Here is a 17,275-nt window from a genome sequence, read left to right on the forward strand (position 1 = left end):
CCGTCCCTTGCTGACGACCTGAACGCTACGCAGGAAGGGCCGGATCGCCTCGGGCCCGCGGGCCCAATTCCGGGCCCAATCACCCGGGCCCAATCCGGGCCCCGACCGTGGGTGAGGCCTAGACGGAGCGCAGACCCAGCAGCAGCGAGATGGCGGCCGAGCGGTTGGTGACGCCCAGCTTCGCGAAGAGGCGGTTGATGTGGTTCTTGACCGTCTTCTCCTCGATGTAGAGCGAGGCGGCGATCTCGGTGTTGGTCTTGCCCAGCACCATCTCCTGGGCGATCTCCCGCTCCCGGCGGGAGAGGTGGAAGCGCTGCATCACCGCGGCGTCGAGGACGGTGGCCACCGCGGTGCCGCCCGGGTCGGCGGCGGCCGGCTCCGGGCGGCGAAGCGGCCCGCTGAGCAGCACCGCGGCCGCCGGTGGGGAGAGCCGGACACTCCCGCAGGCGGTGTCCTTGATCGCGACCGCCAGCTCGGCGCTGTCGAAGGTGCCGTAGACCAGGTAGCCGGTGGCTCCCCCCGTCAGCGCCTGCGACACGATCGCCGGCTCGTCGGAGTAGGTCAGCATCAGCACCCGGCTGACCTCCTGGAGGTCGGCGAGGACGTCGAGCCCGTTCCCGCCGGGCATCCGTACGTCGAGCAGCACCACGTCGGGCCGCTGCGCCTGGGCCAGCGCGAGCGCCTCGGGACCGGAGCTGGCCTCGCCGCACACCTCGATGTCGTCCTCCAGCTCCAGGAGGCTGGTGAGCCCCATCCGGACCACCGGATTGTCATCGGCGATCAGCACGCGAACGCTCATCTAGTACCACTCCTCCTCGTCGGGCAGGGCAGCCGGCAGACGCACGTGAACCGTCGTGGGGCCGGTCGAGCTGCTGGTGAAACTGAGGGCTCCGCCCACCCGGGCGGCCCGCTCGCGCATCCCGGTCACCCCGAAGTGCCCCGGCCGCGGGGTTCCGGGACCGTTGAGATCGAGATCGGTGCCCGGACCGTCGTCGCTGACCGTCAGCTCGACCCATCCCGGGCTCTCGGCCAGGCAGACCTCCACTCCGGTGGTCGGGGGGGTGTGCCGAGCGACGTTCTCCAGCGCCTCGTTGAGCAGCGCCACCAGCTCGTAGGTCGACTCGGTCGACAGATCGGGTTCGCCGCTGACCTGCACCGCCGTCCGGCGACCGGTGCTCAGCGACCACCGTTCGACGGCCTCCGGCACCTGCTCGGCGACCCCCGACTCACCGCGGGCGCGGCGCATCGCGAGGATCAGGGCCCGCGAGTCCTTGGAGGCCTGGAGCAGCTGCTCGCTGATCGCGGCCGCGTGCTGACGAGCCCGGTCCGGGCTGCGCTCCAGCCACGCCGGCAGCGTGTCCGCGAGCAGCGCCACGCCGTGCAGGGTCTTGACCAGGGAGTCGTGCATCTCGCGAGCCAACCTGGCCCGTTCCTCGGCCACGCCGGCGAAGTGGTTCTGCCGCCGCCGATCGCGCTCGGTCTCGGCGGCCCGCAGGATCACCTCCCTGATGCCGGTGCCGAGGAAGAGCGAGCCGACCAGCAGCACCGGCACCACCACCAGCGCGTTGAAGGAGTCCTCGGCGCGCAGCGACTCGGGGGTGCTGAAGGAGAAGACGAACCACCACCCTCCGGCGAGCACCGGCGCGAACACCCAGGCGCCCCTGCGGCCCAGGCAGAGCCCCGAGAGCACTGCTCCTGAGCCCAGCACCAGGAGCATCGGGCTCACCGGCTCGGTGAGGTGCAGCACGAACAGACACACGATCGCATCCACGGCCAGGATGAAGGGGTGGGTGCACAGCGTCAGCCCGAAGCTCTCCCAGCGCAGCAGCACCATCAGCAGCCAGGCGCTGGCAGCGACCAGGGCGAGCGCTGCGGCGTGCAGCTCGGGGATCCACGCCAGCCACAGCGTGACCAGCAGGCAGCACACGATCCGGATGTCGAGCAGGATCTTGGCGACCTCGCTGAGGGTCTGGACGCGCTCGAACTCGTCCGAGTGCGGGATCAGCTGCAAGGTGGCCACGACTCAGGCCTCCGAGAACGCCATCAGCACCAGGGAGCCGATCATGAAGATCGAGAGCGCCGGCATGATGATCAGCGTCAGGATCAGGCTGATCTTCGGGTTCGCGCGCGCCGCGGCGGTGCGCGCGCGTTGGCCCGCGGTGCGTCGCAGCTCCTTGGCGTAGGTCTCCAGGAATCCGGTGATCGGCGTGCCCAGCTCCTCTGCCTGCAGGAAGGCCGTGACGAAGTTGTGCAGTGACGGAGCCGTTGTCCGCTCGCGCAGCTCGGTGAAGGCGGCCCGCCGGCTGGCCCCCAGGTCGATCTGACGCAGCGTCACCAGCATCTCCTCGGCGACCGGACCCTCGACCAGCGAGGAGACCCGTCGCAGGGCGGAGCGGAAGCCCAGGCCGGCGCTGATGGTCACCGAGAGCACGTCGAGGAAGTCGGGCAGCTCGCGCTCGATGGCCGAGGCGCGACGCCGTGCCGCGGTGTAGAGGGTGAGCCGGGGGAAGAACCAGCCGAGCACCGGGATCAGCATCCCCAGCACCTGCCCCTGCAGCAGCAGGATGATCCCGGCCACCAGGCCCAGAGCCGCCCAGGTCGCCTGGCGCTGGATCAGGCTCTCGACCGTGAAGCCTTCCGGGGACCCGGCCCGGGCGATCGCCGCCCTGACCTTGCGACGCGACTCGGCGGGCATCTGTCCCAACACCCGGCCGCCGATGGCGCGGTCGAGGAACACCAGGAGCTTCCCCACCAGGCTCGTACGCTCGCGGCGCGGAGCGGCGTCCGCGTAGGCGCTGAAGGCGCTGGTGTCCACGCCGGGCTCACGGATCAAGGTCCACCCGCGGGCGGCGAGCGCGACGAGGCACAGGCCCACGGTGCCGAGCAGCAGCGCCATCAGATCTCCACCTTGGCTGCCTTGCGGACCAGGACCATCCCGAAGAGGAACAGGCCCAGGCTGAAGACGAACAGGAAGAGCCCGACCGGGTTCGCGAGGAGCCCACGCAGGCCGCCCTCGACCGAGTTGTGCACCAGGACCACCATCCCGCCCCCCAGCGCGGAGACGGCGAGGACGGTGGCCTTGGAGCCGGCCACGAGCGTGGCGACCTCACGGCGGAGGTCGCGGCGGATCTCCAGCGCCTCGGTGATGCCCTGCAGGGCCGTCACGATCTTGCCGCCGGCCCGGGACTGGATGACCAGCACGTTGACCAGCACCGCCAGCTCCCGCGAGGGCAGCCGGCTGCCCATCCGCTCGAGGGCGTCGTCGAGCGACGACCCCAGGGCGAGCTCCTCGTTGACGCGGTGCAGCTCGCCACGCGTCGGCTCCACCGTCTCCTGGGCGGCCACGGCCAGGGCGGCCCGCAGCGACAGCCCGGCGCTGGCCGCGTTGGCGAGCAGCCGCGCCAGGTCGGGCAGCTGGTCGATGAACTTCGAGAAGCGCGCCTCCTCGCGACGCTTCAGCCACGCCCGCGCGCCCATCCCCAGCAACGACAGGACGATGACGGTGAGGACCGGCCCGCCCATTCCGTAGCTGATCACGCCTGCCAGCGCGGCGATGAGGGTCCCGATGATGACGGCGTCCGCGACCGGCCACTTCAGGTCGGCGTTGTCCAGACCCCAACGGAGCCGCTTGCCGAACCGGGTCCGCAGCACCCGGCGCTCGAGGCCGCGGCGCAGCCGTGCCAGGGCCGGGGAGCGGTCCTGGGACACGACGAAGGCCAGCGAGCGTCGCCGGTCCTGCTCCTTGACCAGCACGCCGACGCCCACCACGACGAGCGTCAGGGTCGCCAGGAGCATCAGGACGATGCCAAGGATGGTCACCGGTCGTGCTCCGGAGGCGGCGGCGCCGAGGTGAACTCGTCGGGGACCGCGATGCCGGACAGCCGGATCCGCTCGGCGTAGCGCTGCGGCAGCGAGTGGTAGGTCGACGTGCCGGTGACCTTGCCGTCGCCGAGCCACGGGTCGGGCACGAAGCTGAACACCGGGTGCATCTTGTAGTCGTCGCGGTGACGCGAGACGAGCAGGACCACCTCGGTGAGGCGGCGGCTGCCGTCCGGCAGCCGGCTGAGCTGAACCACGCAGTCGATGGCGCTGTTGATCTGGTCGCGCAGCGTCGCGTCGGGCAGCTGCACCTCCGACATGGTGCACAGCGTCTCGAAGCGCAGCAACGCGTCCTCGGCGGTGTTGGCGTGGATGGTGGCCAGGGAGCCCTCGTGACCGGTGTTCATGGCCTGGAGCATGTCGAGCGCCTCGCCGCCGCGGGTCTCCCCGACGATGATCCGGTCGGGACGCATCCGCAGCGAGTTGCGCACCAGGTCACGGATGGTGACCTCGCCCTTGCCCTCCACGTTCGGCGGGCGGGTCTCCAGCCGGATGACGTGGTTCTGCTGGAGCGCGAGCTCGGCGGCGTCCTCGATGGTGACGATGCGCTCGTCGGCGGGGATGAAGGAGGAGAGCGCGTTCAGCATCGTGGTCTTGCCGGATCCGGTGCCGCCCGACACCACGATGTTGAGCTCCGCCTTCACCATCGCCGACAGCAGGCGGGACGTGGGCTCGTCCAGGGCATCCATCTCGATCAGCCGGGCGATCGAGAACGGGCGCGGGAAGCGACGGATGGTGATGGTGGGACCGTCGACCGCCAGCGGGGGGACGATGACGTTGACGCGCTCACCCCCGGGGAGCCGGGCGTCCACCATCGGGCTCGACTCGTCGACGCGGCGGTTGACGCCGGCCACGATCCGGTCGATCGCCTGGTAGACCTGCTCGACCGAGGAGAAGCTCAGCGGCAGCTGCTGGATGTTGCCGGCCCGCTCCACGAAGATCTTCTCGTGTCCGTTGACCATGATCTCGGTGATGGTCTCGTCGCGCAGGAGCGGCTCGAGGACGCCCAGCCCGAGTGCCTCGTCCACGACGCGACGGACCAGGATGTTGCGCTCGCGGTTGGTGAGCAGCGGCCCTTCCCGGGTCAGCAGGGTGCCGACCACCCGCTCCAGGCGGGCCCGGCGCTGCTCCTCGGTCAGCGCCGACAGCTCGCCGAGGTCGACCTCCTCGAGCAGGAGTCCCTTCAGGTAGGTCACGCCGTTGTCGTTGACGACCGAGTCGATCTGGACCTCGCCCTTGCGGTCTCTCAGGCTCACGCGCTCAGTCCTCGACCTTCGGCATGACGGCGTAGCGGGTGATCTCGAAGTCGAGGCCCCGCACGCCGATGCCGAGGAACGGCACCTTGACCGAGGTCCGCGCCGAGACCTGGTCGCCGCCACCGCCACCGGTGACCGACGGCTCGTCCCCGGCTTCGCTCAGGTTGCCCGAGGAGACGTCGGTACGGGCTCCGAGCAGGTCGATGACGTCGTCCTCGGCCATCTGCTCGGCGATGTTGTGGGTCGTTCCCTTGCTGGCCTCGCGGGCGGCCATCCGCGAGGCGGACTCGGCGGCCACCGCGCCGTACCCCACCAGGAAGAGCTGGATGATGGCGCCGACGATCAGCGCGACGATCGGGATGATCCCGATCATCTCGATGACCGCCTGGCCGCGCTCGTCGCGTGTCCGTCCGCGTCTCATGACCCCTCCTTCGATGCCGAGCCATCGGCCGCGATGGGCCGGTTGACGAGCGGGAAGAGCGTGGGGCCCTCCAGCGTCGCCTTGTAGGTCGTGTCGTCGATCCTGGTCACCTCGACGTCGTAGAAGCCGGGCACGGCATCCGCGGCCGCCTCCTGCACCTCCGCGATGGTGCCGCCGCGCACCGCCGTGCGCGCGGCCTCGTCCGCCGCTCGGCGGCTGGACACGGTCGCGATCGCCAGCAGCGTCGTCTGCATGAGCAGGAGCAGGATGAGCATCGCCACGACGATGCCGACCACGGCCTCGATCGTCACCTGGCCGTCCTCGTCGCCACGGCGACGCCGCGGCTTCACCTTCAGCTTCCCGCGCGGGGCGGCAGCCGCGGCCACCGGCGGCGCGGCGACGGCGGGCAGCGCGAGGTTCAGCTCCCGGCCGAGGGCCAGGATCGCCCGGCGGAAGGGCCCGTCCGCGACGTCCAGCGGCGCCATCGCGTTGGCGGCCGGCTCCAGCTTGCGCCAGTCCTCCGGGATGCTCGCTGACAGGGACTCCGCGGAGGTCATCCGGGCCCCGAACTCGGGCTGGACCTCGTTGCGCGGGTTGACCTTGTTGAAGAGCAGCTGGACGTCGCCGCTCTTGGCCACCTGCAGGCGGTTGAGCATGTCGAGCTTGTCCTGGACGGCGCGGATGCACGCCACGTCGGGTGTGGCGACCATGATCAGCGCGTCGGCGAACTCCATGCCCACCGCGCTGGCCTCGCTGACCACGGAGCCGGCATCGACGATGATCAGGTCGTAGTGGCCCTTGGCGGCGCCGATGATCTGGCGCGCGACCGGTCCCGAGACGTCCTCGGACTGCTCACCCTGCTGCGGCGACATCAGCACCCGCAGCCCGCTCTTGTGAACGATCACCGCCTCGTCCAGGTTGCGCCCGGTCAGGGCGTCGGAGATCGTCACCAGGTCGACGATCGTGCGCTTCGCGGAAACGTCGAACATCTGACGCAGTCCGCGCTGCTGCAGGTCGAGGTCGATCAGGCAGATGCGCCGCTCGGGGTTGCTCACCGCGGCGAGGAGCGCCGCGTGCAGGGCGACCGTGCTGGTCCCGACCCCGCCCTTGGCCCCGGTGAAGGCGATGAGGCGTCCCGCCTGGTCTGCTCCGCTCAGTCCCAAGGGCGGCCCGGAGATGGCACGCAGCCGGCGCTGCCAGTCCAGGATGCCGGGCAGGCGGGCGGACAGCTCGTCGTGCGAGGGCGGCGAGTCGATGACGGCCCGCCCTCCGGCATCCATCACGGCCTGGTAGGTGGACAGCGTCGGGCTGGCCGTCATCACCATCACCGCGGTGTCCGGCGAGCGGGTGACGATCTCCCGCACCAGCGCCAGGTAGGGCAGCGTGCCGATCTGGTCGTGGACGACCACGACGTCGAGGTCCTGCGCCGCGTCCACCGCGAGCAGCAGGTCCGAGGAGGTCTCCGCCACGCCGAGCACGTCGACGTCGTCGCCCAGCTCGGCGAAGGTGGCGACCGTCTGGCTGCGCAGCTCCTCCTGCCCGATGCCGAGCAGCACCCGTGCGCTCATGACTTGGCACCCTTCTCGAAGGTCTCCACATAGGTCTTGCTGTCCGGGGCGACCTCGGACCCATCGCCCGGAGGACGCAGGACCAGGCGGGTCTGGGACGCGAACGCCTCGGCGAAGGTCAGGGCCTTGACCTGCCCCTCCGCCGTGGCGAACGTGACCGGCAGCGCCTCGTTCTGGGTCATCCCGCCCGCCGAGTTGGCCTTCTCGCGGGCCACGGTGAGCCCGACGTCCAGGATCAGCAGGTTCTGGGCGATGACCTTGGTCCGAGGTCCGACGCCGGTGATGCCCTCGTCGAAGGTGGCCCAGATGTCGACCCGGTCACCCGGCTGCACCTTGCCGGCGACGCCCGTCTCGGCGTCCACGAGGATCGCGATCTCGCGCTGCCCCGCCTCCAGGCCGGGCCGCGGCACGAGGTTCGCGTTCTGCAGCAGGGTGCCCTCGGTGAGCGGCGCCGCGGACACCTGGCCGATCAGGTCGGCCAGGTCCGTGACGGTGCCGTCGGGCAGCCACCGTTGGGGGATCTCGACCTTCTCGAAGTCGGTCTCGCTCAGCTCCTGGTAGGCGGCCACGTCCTCGACGACGACGTAGGCGGGCACCCGGTTGCCCACCTGGCTCTCCACGTCGTTGACATAGCTGATGATGGCGAAGAAGACCGCCACGGCGCCCACGATGGCGGCGGCGAGGAACAGGACTCCCCTACGTTGACGGGGGTTCATACGACCACGACTTCCTCTCGGGCACTGCAGAAGAGACAGGACACGGACGCCACGCCGCCACATTCGGGGCACCGCCCGAAGCGCTCACGTGAGAGGCGCTGCAGGGTCGGCAGGAACTCCTGGGGCAACAGGGTCTGTTCGAAGAACTGCTTGCGACCCCACCACGAGGTGGCGGGGTCGCCCGCCGGGAGCTCCACCGTCTCGCCGACCGGCGGCAGCGAGAAGTCGATCCGGCTCCCCAGCTGGGGGTTGCCCTGGACCACTCGATCGAGCTGGTCCTTGCCGAAGTCGACCTCCGGGGCGCCGTTGATGGCGATGCGCGATCCACCGAGGCCCACGGAGAGGCCGAAGGTGACGCCGGGCACCCAGGACACGGCATGGTGGCGCAGCTTGACGCACGCGATCTCGAGGCCGGCGGCCGAGGTGGTCACCACCAACGTCGGGAGGACGGCGGGCTGACGCTCGAGGTGTACGACGGCGACCGCGGCGGGGACCCGGCGCTCGGCCAGGGTGGCCATCCAGGTCGCCGTCGCGGCCAGCCCGGTGGGCGGCACCGGCAGCGGGACCCCCAGGACCGCCACCGTGCGCGCCAGCGCGCGCAGCACCCGAGTCTTGCGCACCTGCTCGTGGCGTCCGGCGTGGAGCAGCAGGACCGGCTGATCGGTCTCGATGCTGGCCAACAGCGCCAGGCCCTGCTCCACGAAGTCGGCGGAGGTGGGGTCCGGCAGCAGCAGCACCTTGCGGTGCGCGGGATGAGCCTCGAGAGGCGCCGCCGCGAAGCCGCACGCGACTACCGTGAAAGATGCCAAGTTCCTGTTCCCCCGCCGCTCATCCAGACCGACCTCGGTGCGAGTCCGTCAAACGGGCGAAAGCGTACCCACGGAAAGCCGCGCCAAACGCCTCTATCTCACGCCAGCAGAAGCGAGGCGACGAGCAGGGACAGACCGAGAAGCGCCAACAGGCCCGCCCACATCAGGTCGCGCCCCACTCCGCTCGTCACCCGTGGCGCCTCGGCGATCCGCGGCATGGTGATCGTGGCGGCGCTCGGCCCCGAGGACTCCGGGTCACTCGTCGCGGCGTGCCCCACCGCAGGCACCACGACCGCTCCGGGTCCCCCGCGCTCGGGCTCGGGCCCGGGCAGGGACCACCGCGTCGGCAGCGGCGGCACGTGGTCGAAGACCTCCACCGGGGCGGCGGGGTCCGCGCCCAGCGACAGCCGACCGGCCGCCGGCAGCTCGTGGAGCCGCTCGACCACCTCGCGTGCGGAGGCCGGACGACGCGAGGGGTCCGGGTCGGTCATGGCCGAGATCAGCCCGGCGAGCTCCCCGCCGCCTCTCCCGGGGAGCCGGGCGGGCTCCAGCGACCCCGCCAGCATGTGGCGCATGGCCATCCCCAGCGCGTAGATGTCCTGCGCGGGCGCCGGATCCGCCCCCCGCCGCGCCTCCGGCGACAGATATCCCGGCGTGCCCAGAACCGCGGTGCTGGAGGTCAGCCGCGGCCCGTCGAAGGACCCCGCCGTGCCGAAGTCGGACAGTCGCAGGTGTGGCTGAGCGGAGCCGGTGGCGTCCAGGAGGAGGTTGGCGGGCTTCACGTCGCGATGCGCGAACCCCGCTGCGTGCACGGCCGCCAGCGCCTCGGACGTCTGCCGCGCCAGCTCGACGACCCACCCCTCGGGCAGGGCACCGAAGTCGCCGATCAGGGTGGACACCGACCCGCCCCGCACCAGATCCATCGCGAAGAGCACCCAGTCGTCCTCACCGGTCCAGCTGCGCGGCGCGAGCACGTGCGGATGCTCCACCAGCCGCTTGGCCTCGCGGACGAACCGGATCAGCGCGTCGGAGTCGGAGGCGCGCAGGACCTTCGCCGCCACGAACTCGCCCGCCCGGTGGTCCCACGCCCGCCACACCGTTCCGACGCCACCCCGGTCGAGAACATCGACGAGCTCGTAGCGTCCCGCCACCACCTCAGCCACACCCACCGCCTCACTCATGCGTCATCGGGGTCCGATCCTGGCACAGCTCGACATGTCCTACTGGGCACCTCAGGCGGGGAAGTGACGCTCGAAGTGCGCCACCGCATCGGCCGACGTACCTGCTCCGTAGACGCGCAGGACCTCGGCGACGGCCGGGAACTCCCCCTCGAGAAGCGCTGCGGCGCGTTCGTGCTCCTCGGGGGTGCCCGCCCACCGCAGCACCTGCTGCACCTCGCCCGCGCCCTCGCGGCGCAGCCGCTGGGAGCTGCGGGTGAGCACCCCGCCCGGCGTGTCGGCCGAGACCGTCTCCATCGCCTGCTGCGCGGTCAACTCGCCCCGCACCACGTCTTCGGAGAGCTCCATCAGCCACTGCAGGCGCTGCACCGCGGCCGGGTTGCCGATCTTCAGCCGGTGAGCCGATGCCAGCTGGGAGAGCATCGGCGCCGAGAGTCCGAGCAGCGCCGCCAACGCCGCGCGGGTGATGCTCAGGCGCTGGGTGAGGGAGTCGACCACCTCCCCCAACGGCGCGCCGTACAACCGCGTTTGCTCGGCACGGTTCCGGGAAGCATGGTCCTCCGCATCCGCGTTCATGAGGCACCTCTTCGTTGGCTTCTCGATGGTGGTCCAGATGGTCACCCGACGGCGAGGCATCACGCAACGGGTTGACGCGAGCCAACAGTACTCCGTAGTTTCCTATTGCAAATCGCCTCGACTCTGCGAAAGGGGCCACCGTGCCTGCTCCGAGAGCCATCCGCCTGCTCGCGATCGCGACCCTCACCGTCAGTGGCTGGATGGTCGTGCCCACGGCCCCGGTCCTCGCCGAGACCCCTGCCGCCGCACCGGTCGCAGCCCCTGCAGCCCCCGCAGCCCCCGCAGCCGAGGATGACCCCGGCCGACTGATGCTGGTCCTCGACTCCTCGGGCTCGATGAAGGAGTCGACCCCCGGCGGGCAGAGCAAGATCGAGGCGGCCAAGGAGGCGCTGCGCAAGGTCGTGGCCGATCTGCCGGCCGACCAGGAGGTGGGGCTACGCGTCTACGGCGCCAAGGTCTTCTCCGCCCGCGACGCCGGCGCCTGCACCGACTCCCAGGTCGTGGTCGAGCCGGCCACCGACAACCGCGGCGAGCTCAACAAGGCCGTGAACGCCTACAAGCCGTACGGGGAGACGCCGACGGGCTACGCCCTGCAGGAGGCGGGCAAGGACCTGGGCAGCGAGGGGAAGCGCAACATCATCCTCGTCTCGGACGGCGAGCCCACCTGCGACCCCGACCCCTGCGTGGTCGCCCGTCAGCTCACCAAGGACGGCGTGGACGTCCGCATCGACGTCGTCGGCCTCGACGTCAACGACGCCGCACGCAAGCAGCTGCAGTGCGTCGCCGGCGCCGGCAACGGCACCTACTACGACGTCGACGGCGCGGACGAGCTCGCCGACTCGCTGATCCGGGTGGCGCGACGGGCGGCGCGTCCCTATGCGGCGATCGGGACCCCGGTCACCGGTGCGGCCACCCCCGAGCAGGCTCCCGAGATCGAGCCCGGCGACTGGCTCGACCGCGGCGAGCTCGCCGCTCCGGAGAAGCACTACCGCGTGCAGCGGACCCTGGAGGGCTCCACGGTCTTCACCAGCGTCGCCTTCCGCACCAGCCGCCAGGGTCCCGACTACGTCGACGTCCGGCTGACCACCCCGGACGGCGCCACCTGCGGCTCGGCGACGAGCGTGGGCAGCAGCAACCGGCTGGTGAGCCAGGCCGCTGTGGCCTCGGTCTTCGCCGGTCCCGACGACCCCTGCGTCACCAGCGAAGAGCTCATCCTGACCGCCACCTACCGCGGCACGGCGCAGGAGGTGCCGATGGAGGTCAAGGTCACCGAGCTGCCCGACGTCACCAACGTCGACACGCTGCAGCCCGCCCCCAAGACCGCCACCTGGGTGCGTCCCAGCAAGGGAGCCCGCACCGAGGTCACCGGCGGCACGTCCTTCGGCGATGCCGAGGTGCTCACGCCCGGCAGCTACCAGGGCACCATCGTCCCGGGCGAGACCCTGACCTTCGCGGTCGAGGCTGACTGGGGCCAGCAGATCGACGCCGTCGCGCACTACCCCGCCCTGGACGGGCCGCTCGGCGAGGCGGCCGCGGGCGGGCCGCACACGATCATGGACGTGTACTCCCCCAGCCGGGCCCCGGCCCAGGCCGCGTCCACCGACCAGCCGATCAACGACGACGTGCTGCTGCTCACCGACGGCTCCACCGAGCCGGCGGTCACCACCGGAGCCATCAGCCTGGCGAACCTCGACGGCGTCACCAACTTCGCCGGCTCCGAGGCCGGCGCCTACACGGTGACCTTGTACCTGGAGGACACCGACGAGAACCCCTCGATCGCCGTGCCGTTCGAGCTCGACCTCGCGGTCAGCGGAGAGCCCTCCGGCGCGCCGGAGTTCGTGGAGAACCCGATCGGCGGCACCGAGGAGACCCCGACGGAGCAGCCGAGCGCCACGCCCGAGCAGGACGAGCCGAAGGACACCGCGGTCGCGGGCGCCGACGACGAGGGCGGCATCTCACTGGCCGCCGTGGGCGCCGCCGGAGCCGGCGTGCTCGCCCTGCTGGCCGCGGCCATGCTCCTGTTGCGCACCCGACGCCGGCGGGCCTGACCGGGAGAGACGGGGGAAAACGAGATGACGGGGTTCTTGCTGGCGGGCCTGGTGGCGACGGCATCGGTGCTCGCGCTGATGGCGGTGGTGGCCCTGGTGATCTGGGGCGTGGCGCTAGCCCGGGGCGAGAGCTTCCCGGCCCGCCGCGTCAGCCGGGTCTCGGCCTGGGACGACGCCGGCAACCGGTTGGGTCGCTCCGACGGCGGCGGTGGCGGGGGCTTCTTCGACGGGGGCTGCTCCGACGGCGGCGGCGGCGGCGGCGACTGCTGAACGCCGACGACCCGGCAGCGCCCCTGGTCGGGGCTCTGCCGGGTCGGTGCGGGACGTGTCCCGGGTCAGACGTTGAAGCCGAGGGCGCGCAGCTGCTCGCGGCCGTCGGGGGTGATCTTGTCGGGGCCCCACGGCGGCATCCACACCCAGTTGATCGCGACGTCGTTGACCAGCCCCTCCAGGGCGGAGTTGGTCTGGTCCTGGATCACGTCGGTCAGCGGGCAGGCCGCCGAGGTCAGCGTCATGTCGATCACGGCGTTGTTGCCCTCGTCGACGTGCACGCCGTAGACCAGGCCGAGGTCGACGACGTTGATGCCGAGCTCGGGGTCAACGACGTCCTTCATCGCCTCGGTGACGTCGTCGACGCTGGGACCCGTCGACGTTCCGGGGGCGTCGACGACCGGCAGATCGCCGTGGTCGACGCTCTCGGTGGACCCGATGGTCTCGTTGCTCTGGCTCACTTGCTCTCCTCGGTCTGGGCCGCCCCGTGGAGGGCGGCTGCGGTGGCGTCCTTCCAGGCCATCCAACCCAGCAGCGCGCACTTGACGCGTGCCGGGAACTTCGCGACACCGGCGAAGGCGATGCCGTCCTCCAGCACCTCCTCGTCGGGTACGACGGTGCCCTTGCCCTGCATCAGCGCGAGGAAGTCCTCGTGCACCGACAGCGCGTCGTCGACGCGCTTGCCGATCACCAGGTCCGCCATCACCGATGCCGACGCCTGGGAGATCGAGCACCCGACGGCGTCGTAGGAGACGTCGCGCACGACGTCGCCGTCCAGGTGCACGCGCAGGGTCACCTCGTCACCGCAGGTGGGGTTGACGTGGTGCACCTCTGCCTCGAACGGGTCACGCAGACCCGCGTGGTGAGGGTTCTTGTAGTGGTCCAGGATGATCTCCTGGTAGAGCGCATCGAGCTCCGCGGTCATTGCACCCCTCCTAACCCTGGGACAACTTGAAGTAGGAGCGGGTGTATTCCAACCCGTCGACGAGGGCGTCGATCTCGCCCGGCGTCGTGTAGAGGTACGACGAGGCGCGCGAGGAGGACTGCACGCCGAACCGCTTGTGTGCCGGCTTGGCGCAGTGGTGCCCGGCGCGGATCGCGATCCCCCGGCTGTCCAGGACCTGAGCCACGTCGTGCGGGTGGACGCCGTCGATCTCGAAGGAGATCGCGCCGCCACGCGACTGCGCGTCCTGCGGGCCGAGCACCTTCAGGCCGGGGATCGTGGCCAGCCCCTCGAGGGCATAGCCGGTGATCGCCTGCTCGTGGCGGTGGATGTTGTCCAGCCCGACGTGGTCGAGGTAGTCCAGCGCCGCGCCCAGGCCCACGGCCTCGACGATCGGCGGTGTGCCGGCCTCGAACTTGTGCGGCAGCCCGGCGTACGTCGAGCGCTCCATGGTGACGGTCTCGATCATCTCGCCGCCGCCCAGGAACGGGGGCAGCTGCTCGAGGATCTCGCGTCGGCCCCACAGCACGCCGATGCCGGTCGGCCCGACCACCTTGTGGCCGGTGAAGGCGAGCAGGTCCGCGCCGCTGGCGACCACGTCGATCGGCAGCTGCGGCGCCGCCTGGGAGGCGTCGACCACGACGATCGCCCCGACCTCGTGAGCGCGCCGGGCGATGTCGGCGACCGGGTTGATCGTGCCGAGCATGTTCGACACCCAGGTCAGCGAGACGACCTTGGTCCGCTCGTTGATCAGCTCGTCGATGTTCGACAGGTCCAGCCGGCCGTCGTCGGTCAGGCCGAACCAGCGCAGCTTGGCACCCGTGCGCTGGGTGAGCATCTGCCACGGCACGATGTTGGAGTGGTGCTCCATCTCGGTGATGACGACCTCGTCGCCCTCACCGACCTCGAGCGGCCCGCGGGCCCAGGCCAGCGTGTTCGCCACCAGGTTGAGCGCCTCGGAGGCGTTCTTGGTGAAGATCACCTCGTCACGCGAGGGCGCCTTGAGGAACGCCGCGACCCGGTCGCGCGCGTTCTCGAACGCCTCCGAGGACTCGGCGCCGAGCTGGTGCATGGCACGGGCCACGTTGGCGTTGTGCCGCTCCAGGTGGTCGACCATCGTGTCGATGACGATCTGCGGCTTCTGCGAGGTGTTCGCGCTGTCGAGGTAGACCAGCGGGCGGTCCCCGGCGAGCGTCCTGGTGAGGATGGGGAAGTCCGCGCGGATCAGGTCGAGGCCGTCGAGGAGGCCGTCGACCTGACCGGCTCGACCGACGGTCGCCGGGGACGACATCAGGCGCCGGCCCCTGCCTTGACGTACTTGTCGTAGCCCTCGGCCTCGAGCTGGTCGGCCAGCTCGGGGCCACCCTGCTCGGCGATCCGGCCGTTGACGAACACGTGCACGTAGTCGGGCTTGATGTAGCGCAGGATCCGCGTGTAGTGCGTGATCAGCAGCACGCCCTTGTCACCGTTGGCGGAGAAGCGGTTGACGCCGTCGGAGACGACCTTGAGCGCGTCAATGTCGAGGCCCGAGTCGGTCTCGTCGAGGACGGCCACCTTGGGGGCGAGCAGCTCGAGCTGGGCGATCTCGTGGCGCTTCTTCTCACCGCCGGAGAAGCCCTCGTTGACCGAGCGCTGCCCGAACGTGGGGTCGAGGTCGAGCGCGGCGAGGGTGGCGTTGACGTCCTTGACCCAGGTGCGCAGCTTGGGCGCCTCGCCGTCGATGGCGGTCTTGGCGGTGCGCAGGAAGTTCGACACCGAGACGCCGGGGACCTCGACCGGGTACTGCATCGCCAGGAACAGGCCGGCGCGCGCCCGCTCGTCGACGGACATCGCGAGGACGTCCTCGCCGTCGAGGGTCACGGTGCCGCCGGTGACGGTGTACTTCGGGTGGCCGGCGATGGAGTACGCCAGGGTGCTCTTGCCGGAGCCGTTGGGCCCCATGATCGCGTGGGTCTCGCCGTCCTTGATGGTCAGCGTGACGCCCTTGAGGATCTCCTTGGCGCCGTCCTCGGTCTCGACCGAGACGTGCAGGTCGTTGATCTCCAGGGTGCTCATCGTGTGGTTTCTCTCTCTTCTGTGTTGAAGTCTGGTGGCCGGGCTCAGCCCGGGGTGACGCCGTTCAGGGTCGTGGAGACGTCGACGAAGACGTCGTCGCCGCGGACCTCGACCGGGAAGGTCGCGACCGGGTCGACGGCCGGCGGGCCGGTCGGCTTGCCGGTGCGCAGGTCGAAGCGCGAGCCGTGCAGCCAGCACTCGATCTGGCAGTCCGCGACCTCGCCCTCGGCGAGCGCGACGGCGGCGTGCGTGCAGAGGTTGTGCACGGCGAAGAACTCCTCGCCGTCGCGCGCCACCGCGACCTCGACGCCGTCGAGCACGACCGCGAAGCCCTCGTCGTGAGGCACCTCGTCGGTCGCGCAGGCACGCACGAGGGCCATCAGAGGCCCTTCAGGACGTTCTTCGCGAGCTCCGCCTCGACGGTCTCGGTGAGCTTCTCCTCCAGCTCCGCCACGTCGATGCGGCGGATCAGGTCGTTGAAGAAGCCGTGCACGACCAGGCGGCGCGCCTCGGCCTCCTCGATCCCGCGGGCCCGCAGGTAGAACAGCTGCTCGTCGTCGAAGCGGCCCACGGCCGAGGCGTGCCCGGCGCCCTGGATCTCGCCGGTCTCGATCTCTAGGTTCGGCACCGAGTCGGCCTGGCAGCCGTCGGTGAGCACCAGGTTGCGGTTCTCCTCGTAGGTCTCGATGCCCTCGGCGACCTTGCGGATCAGCACGTTGCCGATCCAGACCGCGTGCGCTCCGTCGCCCTGCAGGGCGCCCTTGTAGATCACGTTGGAGCGCGTGTTGGGCTCGTTGTGGTCGACGAAGAGTCGGTGCTCGATGTGCTGGCCCTCGTCAGCGAAGTACATGCCGAGCATCTCCACCGAGCCGCCGGGTCCGTCGTACGTCGCGGTGGCGTCGTGGCGGACCACGTCGCCGCCGAACGACACCGACACGTGGCGCAGCGTCGCGTCGCGCCCGATCTTGGCGTGCTGGGTGGACAGGTGCACCGCGTCGTCGGCCCAGTCCTGCAGGGAGACCACGGTGAGCTCGGCGCCGTCCTCCACGACGATCTCGACGTTGTCGGCGAGGACCGCCGAGCCCTCGAAGCGCAGCACGACGGTGGAACGGGAGAACTTCTCCGCCACGATCACCGCGTGGCCCGCGCCGGGAGCGTCGCTGCCGGTGCCGGTGTGGGTGATGATCGTGGCGCCCGCGACGACGGCCTCGCTCGGCACCCGGACGACGGTCGCCCCCGCGGCCGCCTCCCAGGCACGAGCCGAGACCCGGTCGCGCGGCACGAGCCCGGAGGCCCCGCGCAGGGCGTGGTCGGCGCCGACCTGCTCGACGACCACGCCGGGTGCGGCCTGGACGTCGAGCGTGCACGCGCCCTCGGCGAACGGCACGGCGTCGTGCAGGCCGTGCAGCCGCTTGAGCGGGGTGAAGCGCCAGATCTCCTCGCGCCCGGTCGGGACCTCGTGGTCCGCGACCGCGAAGGATCCTTCGGGGTGGAGGTGGCTGGAGACCTTGTCGGTCGTCTCCAGGGCGCCCGCGACGGCGGGCGTGTCAGTCACA

19 protein-coding genes are annotated in these 17,275 nt (G+C 71.0%); 2 read left to right on the forward strand and 17 right to left on the reverse strand.

What is annotated here, in order from left to right; genetic code table 11:
- Positions 1 to 118: 118 nt before the first annotated feature.
- The 11 genes from AC6EH9_RS10740 to AC6EH9_RS10790 all read right to left on the reverse strand — a co-directional run bounded on the left by AC6EH9_RS10740 (position 119) and on the right by AC6EH9_RS10790 (position 10,325).
- Positions 119 to 799, reverse strand: a complete 681-nt coding sequence (locus AC6EH9_RS10740) for a response regulator (RefSeq protein ID WP_498422950.1) — start codon at positions 797 to 799, stop codon at positions 119 to 121.
- Positions 800 to 2,020 carry a sensor histidine kinase gene (locus AC6EH9_RS10745; protein ID WP_498422951.1) on the reverse strand — a complete coding sequence of 407 codons (1,221 nt, stop codon included), beginning with the start codon at positions 2,018 to 2,020 and terminating at the stop codon, positions 800 to 802. It abuts the gene before it with no gap.
- A gap of 3 nt (positions 2,021 to 2,023) precedes the next feature.
- Entirely contained in the window at positions 2,024 to 2,896 is an 873-nt protein-coding gene (locus tag AC6EH9_RS10750) for a type II secretion system F family protein (protein ID WP_498422953.1), read from the reverse strand.
- On the reverse strand, positions 2,896 to 3,819 hold the full coding sequence (locus AC6EH9_RS10755) for a type II secretion system F family protein (protein ID WP_498422954.1): 924 nt from the start codon (positions 3,817 to 3,819) through the stop codon (positions 2,896 to 2,898). Before AC6EH9_RS10755 ends, AC6EH9_RS10750 begins: the two co-directional genes overlap by 1 nt.
- Positions 3,816 to 5,135 carry a TadA family conjugal transfer-associated ATPase gene (locus tag AC6EH9_RS10760; protein WP_498422955.1) on the reverse strand — a complete coding sequence of 440 codons (1,320 nt, stop codon included), beginning with the start codon at positions 5,133 to 5,135 and terminating at the stop codon, positions 3,816 to 3,818. Before AC6EH9_RS10760 ends, AC6EH9_RS10755 begins: the two co-directional genes overlap by 4 nt.
- 4 nt (positions 5,136 to 5,139) lie before the next feature.
- Positions 5,140 to 5,556 (reverse strand): TadE/TadG family type IV pilus assembly protein, encoded by a 417-nt coding sequence (locus tag AC6EH9_RS10765; protein WP_498422957.1) that lies wholly within the window; start codon positions 5,554 to 5,556, stop codon positions 5,140 to 5,142.
- A complete protein-coding gene (locus tag AC6EH9_RS10770; protein ID WP_498422959.1) occupies positions 5,553 to 7,124 on the reverse strand; it encodes a CpaE/TadZ family protein in 1,572 nt (523 codons plus the stop codon). The genes AC6EH9_RS10765 and AC6EH9_RS10770 overlap by 4 nt, the downstream gene beginning before the upstream one ends.
- Entirely contained in the window at positions 7,121 to 7,840 is a 720-nt protein-coding gene (gene cpaB, locus AC6EH9_RS10775) for a Flp pilus assembly protein CpaB (RefSeq protein ID WP_498422962.1), read from the reverse strand. The genes AC6EH9_RS10770 and cpaB overlap by 4 nt, the downstream gene beginning before the upstream one ends.
- Positions 7,837 to 8,649: a hypothetical protein gene (locus tag AC6EH9_RS10780; protein WP_498422963.1), complete on the reverse strand. Its 813-nt coding sequence runs from the start codon at positions 8,647 to 8,649 to the stop codon at positions 7,837 to 7,839. Before AC6EH9_RS10780 ends, cpaB begins: the two co-directional genes overlap by 4 nt.
- Before the next feature lie 98 nt (positions 8,650 to 8,747).
- A complete protein-coding gene (locus AC6EH9_RS10785; protein WP_498422964.1) occupies positions 8,748 to 9,812 on the reverse strand; it encodes a serine/threonine-protein kinase in 1,065 nt (354 codons plus the stop codon).
- Positions 9,813 to 9,881: 69 nt separating this feature from the next.
- A complete protein-coding gene (locus AC6EH9_RS10790) occupies positions 9,882 to 10,325 on the reverse strand; it encodes a DNA-binding protein (RefSeq protein WP_498422966.1) in 444 nt (147 codons plus the stop codon).
- A gap of 218 nt (positions 10,326 to 10,543) precedes the next feature.
- On the opposite strand from AC6EH9_RS10790, the gene AC6EH9_RS10795 reads away from it, so the two are divergent.
- Together AC6EH9_RS10795 and AC6EH9_RS10800 are read left to right on the forward strand one after the other, a co-directional pair.
- Positions 10,544 to 12,451 (forward strand): vWA domain-containing protein, encoded by a 1,908-nt coding sequence (locus AC6EH9_RS10795; protein WP_498422968.1) that lies wholly within the window; start codon positions 10,544 to 10,546, stop codon positions 12,449 to 12,451.
- 24 nt (positions 12,452 to 12,475) lie between these two features.
- Positions 12,476 to 12,721, forward strand: coding sequence for a hypothetical protein (locus AC6EH9_RS10800; protein WP_498422969.1), 246 nt, complete (start codon positions 12,476 to 12,478; stop codon positions 12,719 to 12,721).
- A gap of 65 nt (positions 12,722 to 12,786) precedes the next feature.
- Here the strand turns inward: AC6EH9_RS10800 and AC6EH9_RS10805 are convergent, their stop codons facing one another.
- The 6 genes from AC6EH9_RS10805 to sufD are packed head-to-tail and all read right to left on the reverse strand — an operon-like array spanning position 12,787 to position 17,274.
- The gene (locus AC6EH9_RS10805) at positions 12,787 to 13,128 is read right to left on the reverse strand and encodes a metal-sulfur cluster assembly factor (RefSeq protein WP_498423134.1); all 342 of its coding nucleotides are present in this window, start codon (positions 13,126 to 13,128) and stop codon (positions 12,787 to 12,789) included.
- Positions 13,129 to 13,178: 50 nt separating this feature from the next.
- Complete coding sequence (gene sufU, locus AC6EH9_RS10810; protein WP_498422970.1) at positions 13,179 to 13,646, reverse strand: Fe-S cluster assembly sulfur transfer protein SufU; 468 nt, start codon at positions 13,644 to 13,646, stop codon at positions 13,179 to 13,181.
- Positions 13,647 to 13,656: 10 nt separating this feature from the next.
- Positions 13,657 to 14,955 (reverse strand): cysteine desulfurase, encoded by a 1,299-nt coding sequence (locus AC6EH9_RS10815; protein WP_498422972.1) that lies wholly within the window; start codon positions 14,953 to 14,955, stop codon positions 13,657 to 13,659.
- On the reverse strand, positions 14,955 to 15,719 hold the full coding sequence (sufC, locus tag AC6EH9_RS10820; RefSeq protein WP_498422975.1) for a Fe-S cluster assembly ATPase SufC: 765 nt from the start codon (positions 15,717 to 15,719) through the stop codon (positions 14,955 to 14,957). Before sufC ends, AC6EH9_RS10815 begins: the two co-directional genes overlap by 1 nt.
- 44 nt (positions 15,720 to 15,763) lie before the next feature.
- The gene (locus AC6EH9_RS10825; RefSeq protein ID WP_498422977.1) at positions 15,764 to 16,099 is read right to left on the reverse strand and encodes a non-heme iron oxygenase ferredoxin subunit; all 336 of its coding nucleotides are present in this window, start codon (positions 16,097 to 16,099) and stop codon (positions 15,764 to 15,766) included.
- Positions 16,099 to 17,274, reverse strand: a complete 1,176-nt coding sequence (gene sufD / locus AC6EH9_RS10830; protein WP_498422979.1) for a Fe-S cluster assembly protein SufD — start codon at positions 17,272 to 17,274, stop codon at positions 16,099 to 16,101. The genes AC6EH9_RS10825 and sufD overlap by 1 nt, the downstream gene beginning before the upstream one ends.
- Position 17,275 lies beyond the last annotated feature (1 nt).

Source organism: Nocardioides sp. Z21_20, from assembly GCF_059766585.1.

What these genes read in the sequence shown, in the direction of transcription:
- AC6EH9_RS10740 (WP_498422950.1), bottom strand. Translation starts at nt 799, where the DNA reads ATGAGCGTTCGCGTGCTGATCGCCGATGACAATCCGGTGGTCCGGATG.
- AC6EH9_RS10750 (WP_498422953.1), bottom strand. Translation starts at nt 2,896, where the DNA reads ATGGCGCTGCTGCTCGGCACCGTGGGCCTGTGCCTCGTCGCGCTCGCC.
- AC6EH9_RS10765 (WP_498422957.1), bottom strand. Translation starts at nt 5,556, where the DNA reads ATGAGACGCGGACGGACACGCGACGAGCGCGGCCAGGCGGTCATCGAG.
- AC6EH9_RS10770 (WP_498422959.1), bottom strand. Translation starts at nt 7,124, where the DNA reads ATGAGCGCACGGGTGCTGCTCGGCATCGGGCAGGAGGAGCTGCGCAGC.
- cpaB (WP_498422962.1), bottom strand. Translation starts at nt 7,840, where the DNA reads ATGAACCCCCGTCAACGTAGGGGAGTCCTGTTCCTCGCCGCCGCCATC.
- AC6EH9_RS10800 (WP_498422969.1), top strand. Translation starts at nt 12,476, where the DNA reads ATGACGGGGTTCTTGCTGGCGGGCCTGGTGGCGACGGCATCGGTGCTC.
- sufU (WP_498422970.1), bottom strand. Translation starts at nt 13,646, where the DNA reads ATGACCGCGGAGCTCGATGCGCTCTACCAGGAGATCATCCTGGACCAC.
- AC6EH9_RS10815 (WP_498422972.1), bottom strand. Translation starts at nt 14,955, where the DNA reads ATGTCGTCCCCGGCGACCGTCGGTCGAGCCGGTCAGGTCGACGGCCTC.
- sufC (WP_498422975.1), bottom strand. Translation starts at nt 15,719, where the DNA reads ATGAGCACCCTGGAGATCAACGACCTGCACGTCTCGGTCGAGACCGAG.
- AC6EH9_RS10825 (WP_498422977.1), bottom strand. Translation starts at nt 16,099, where the DNA reads ATGGCCCTCGTGCGTGCCTGCGCGACCGACGAGGTGCCTCACGACGAG.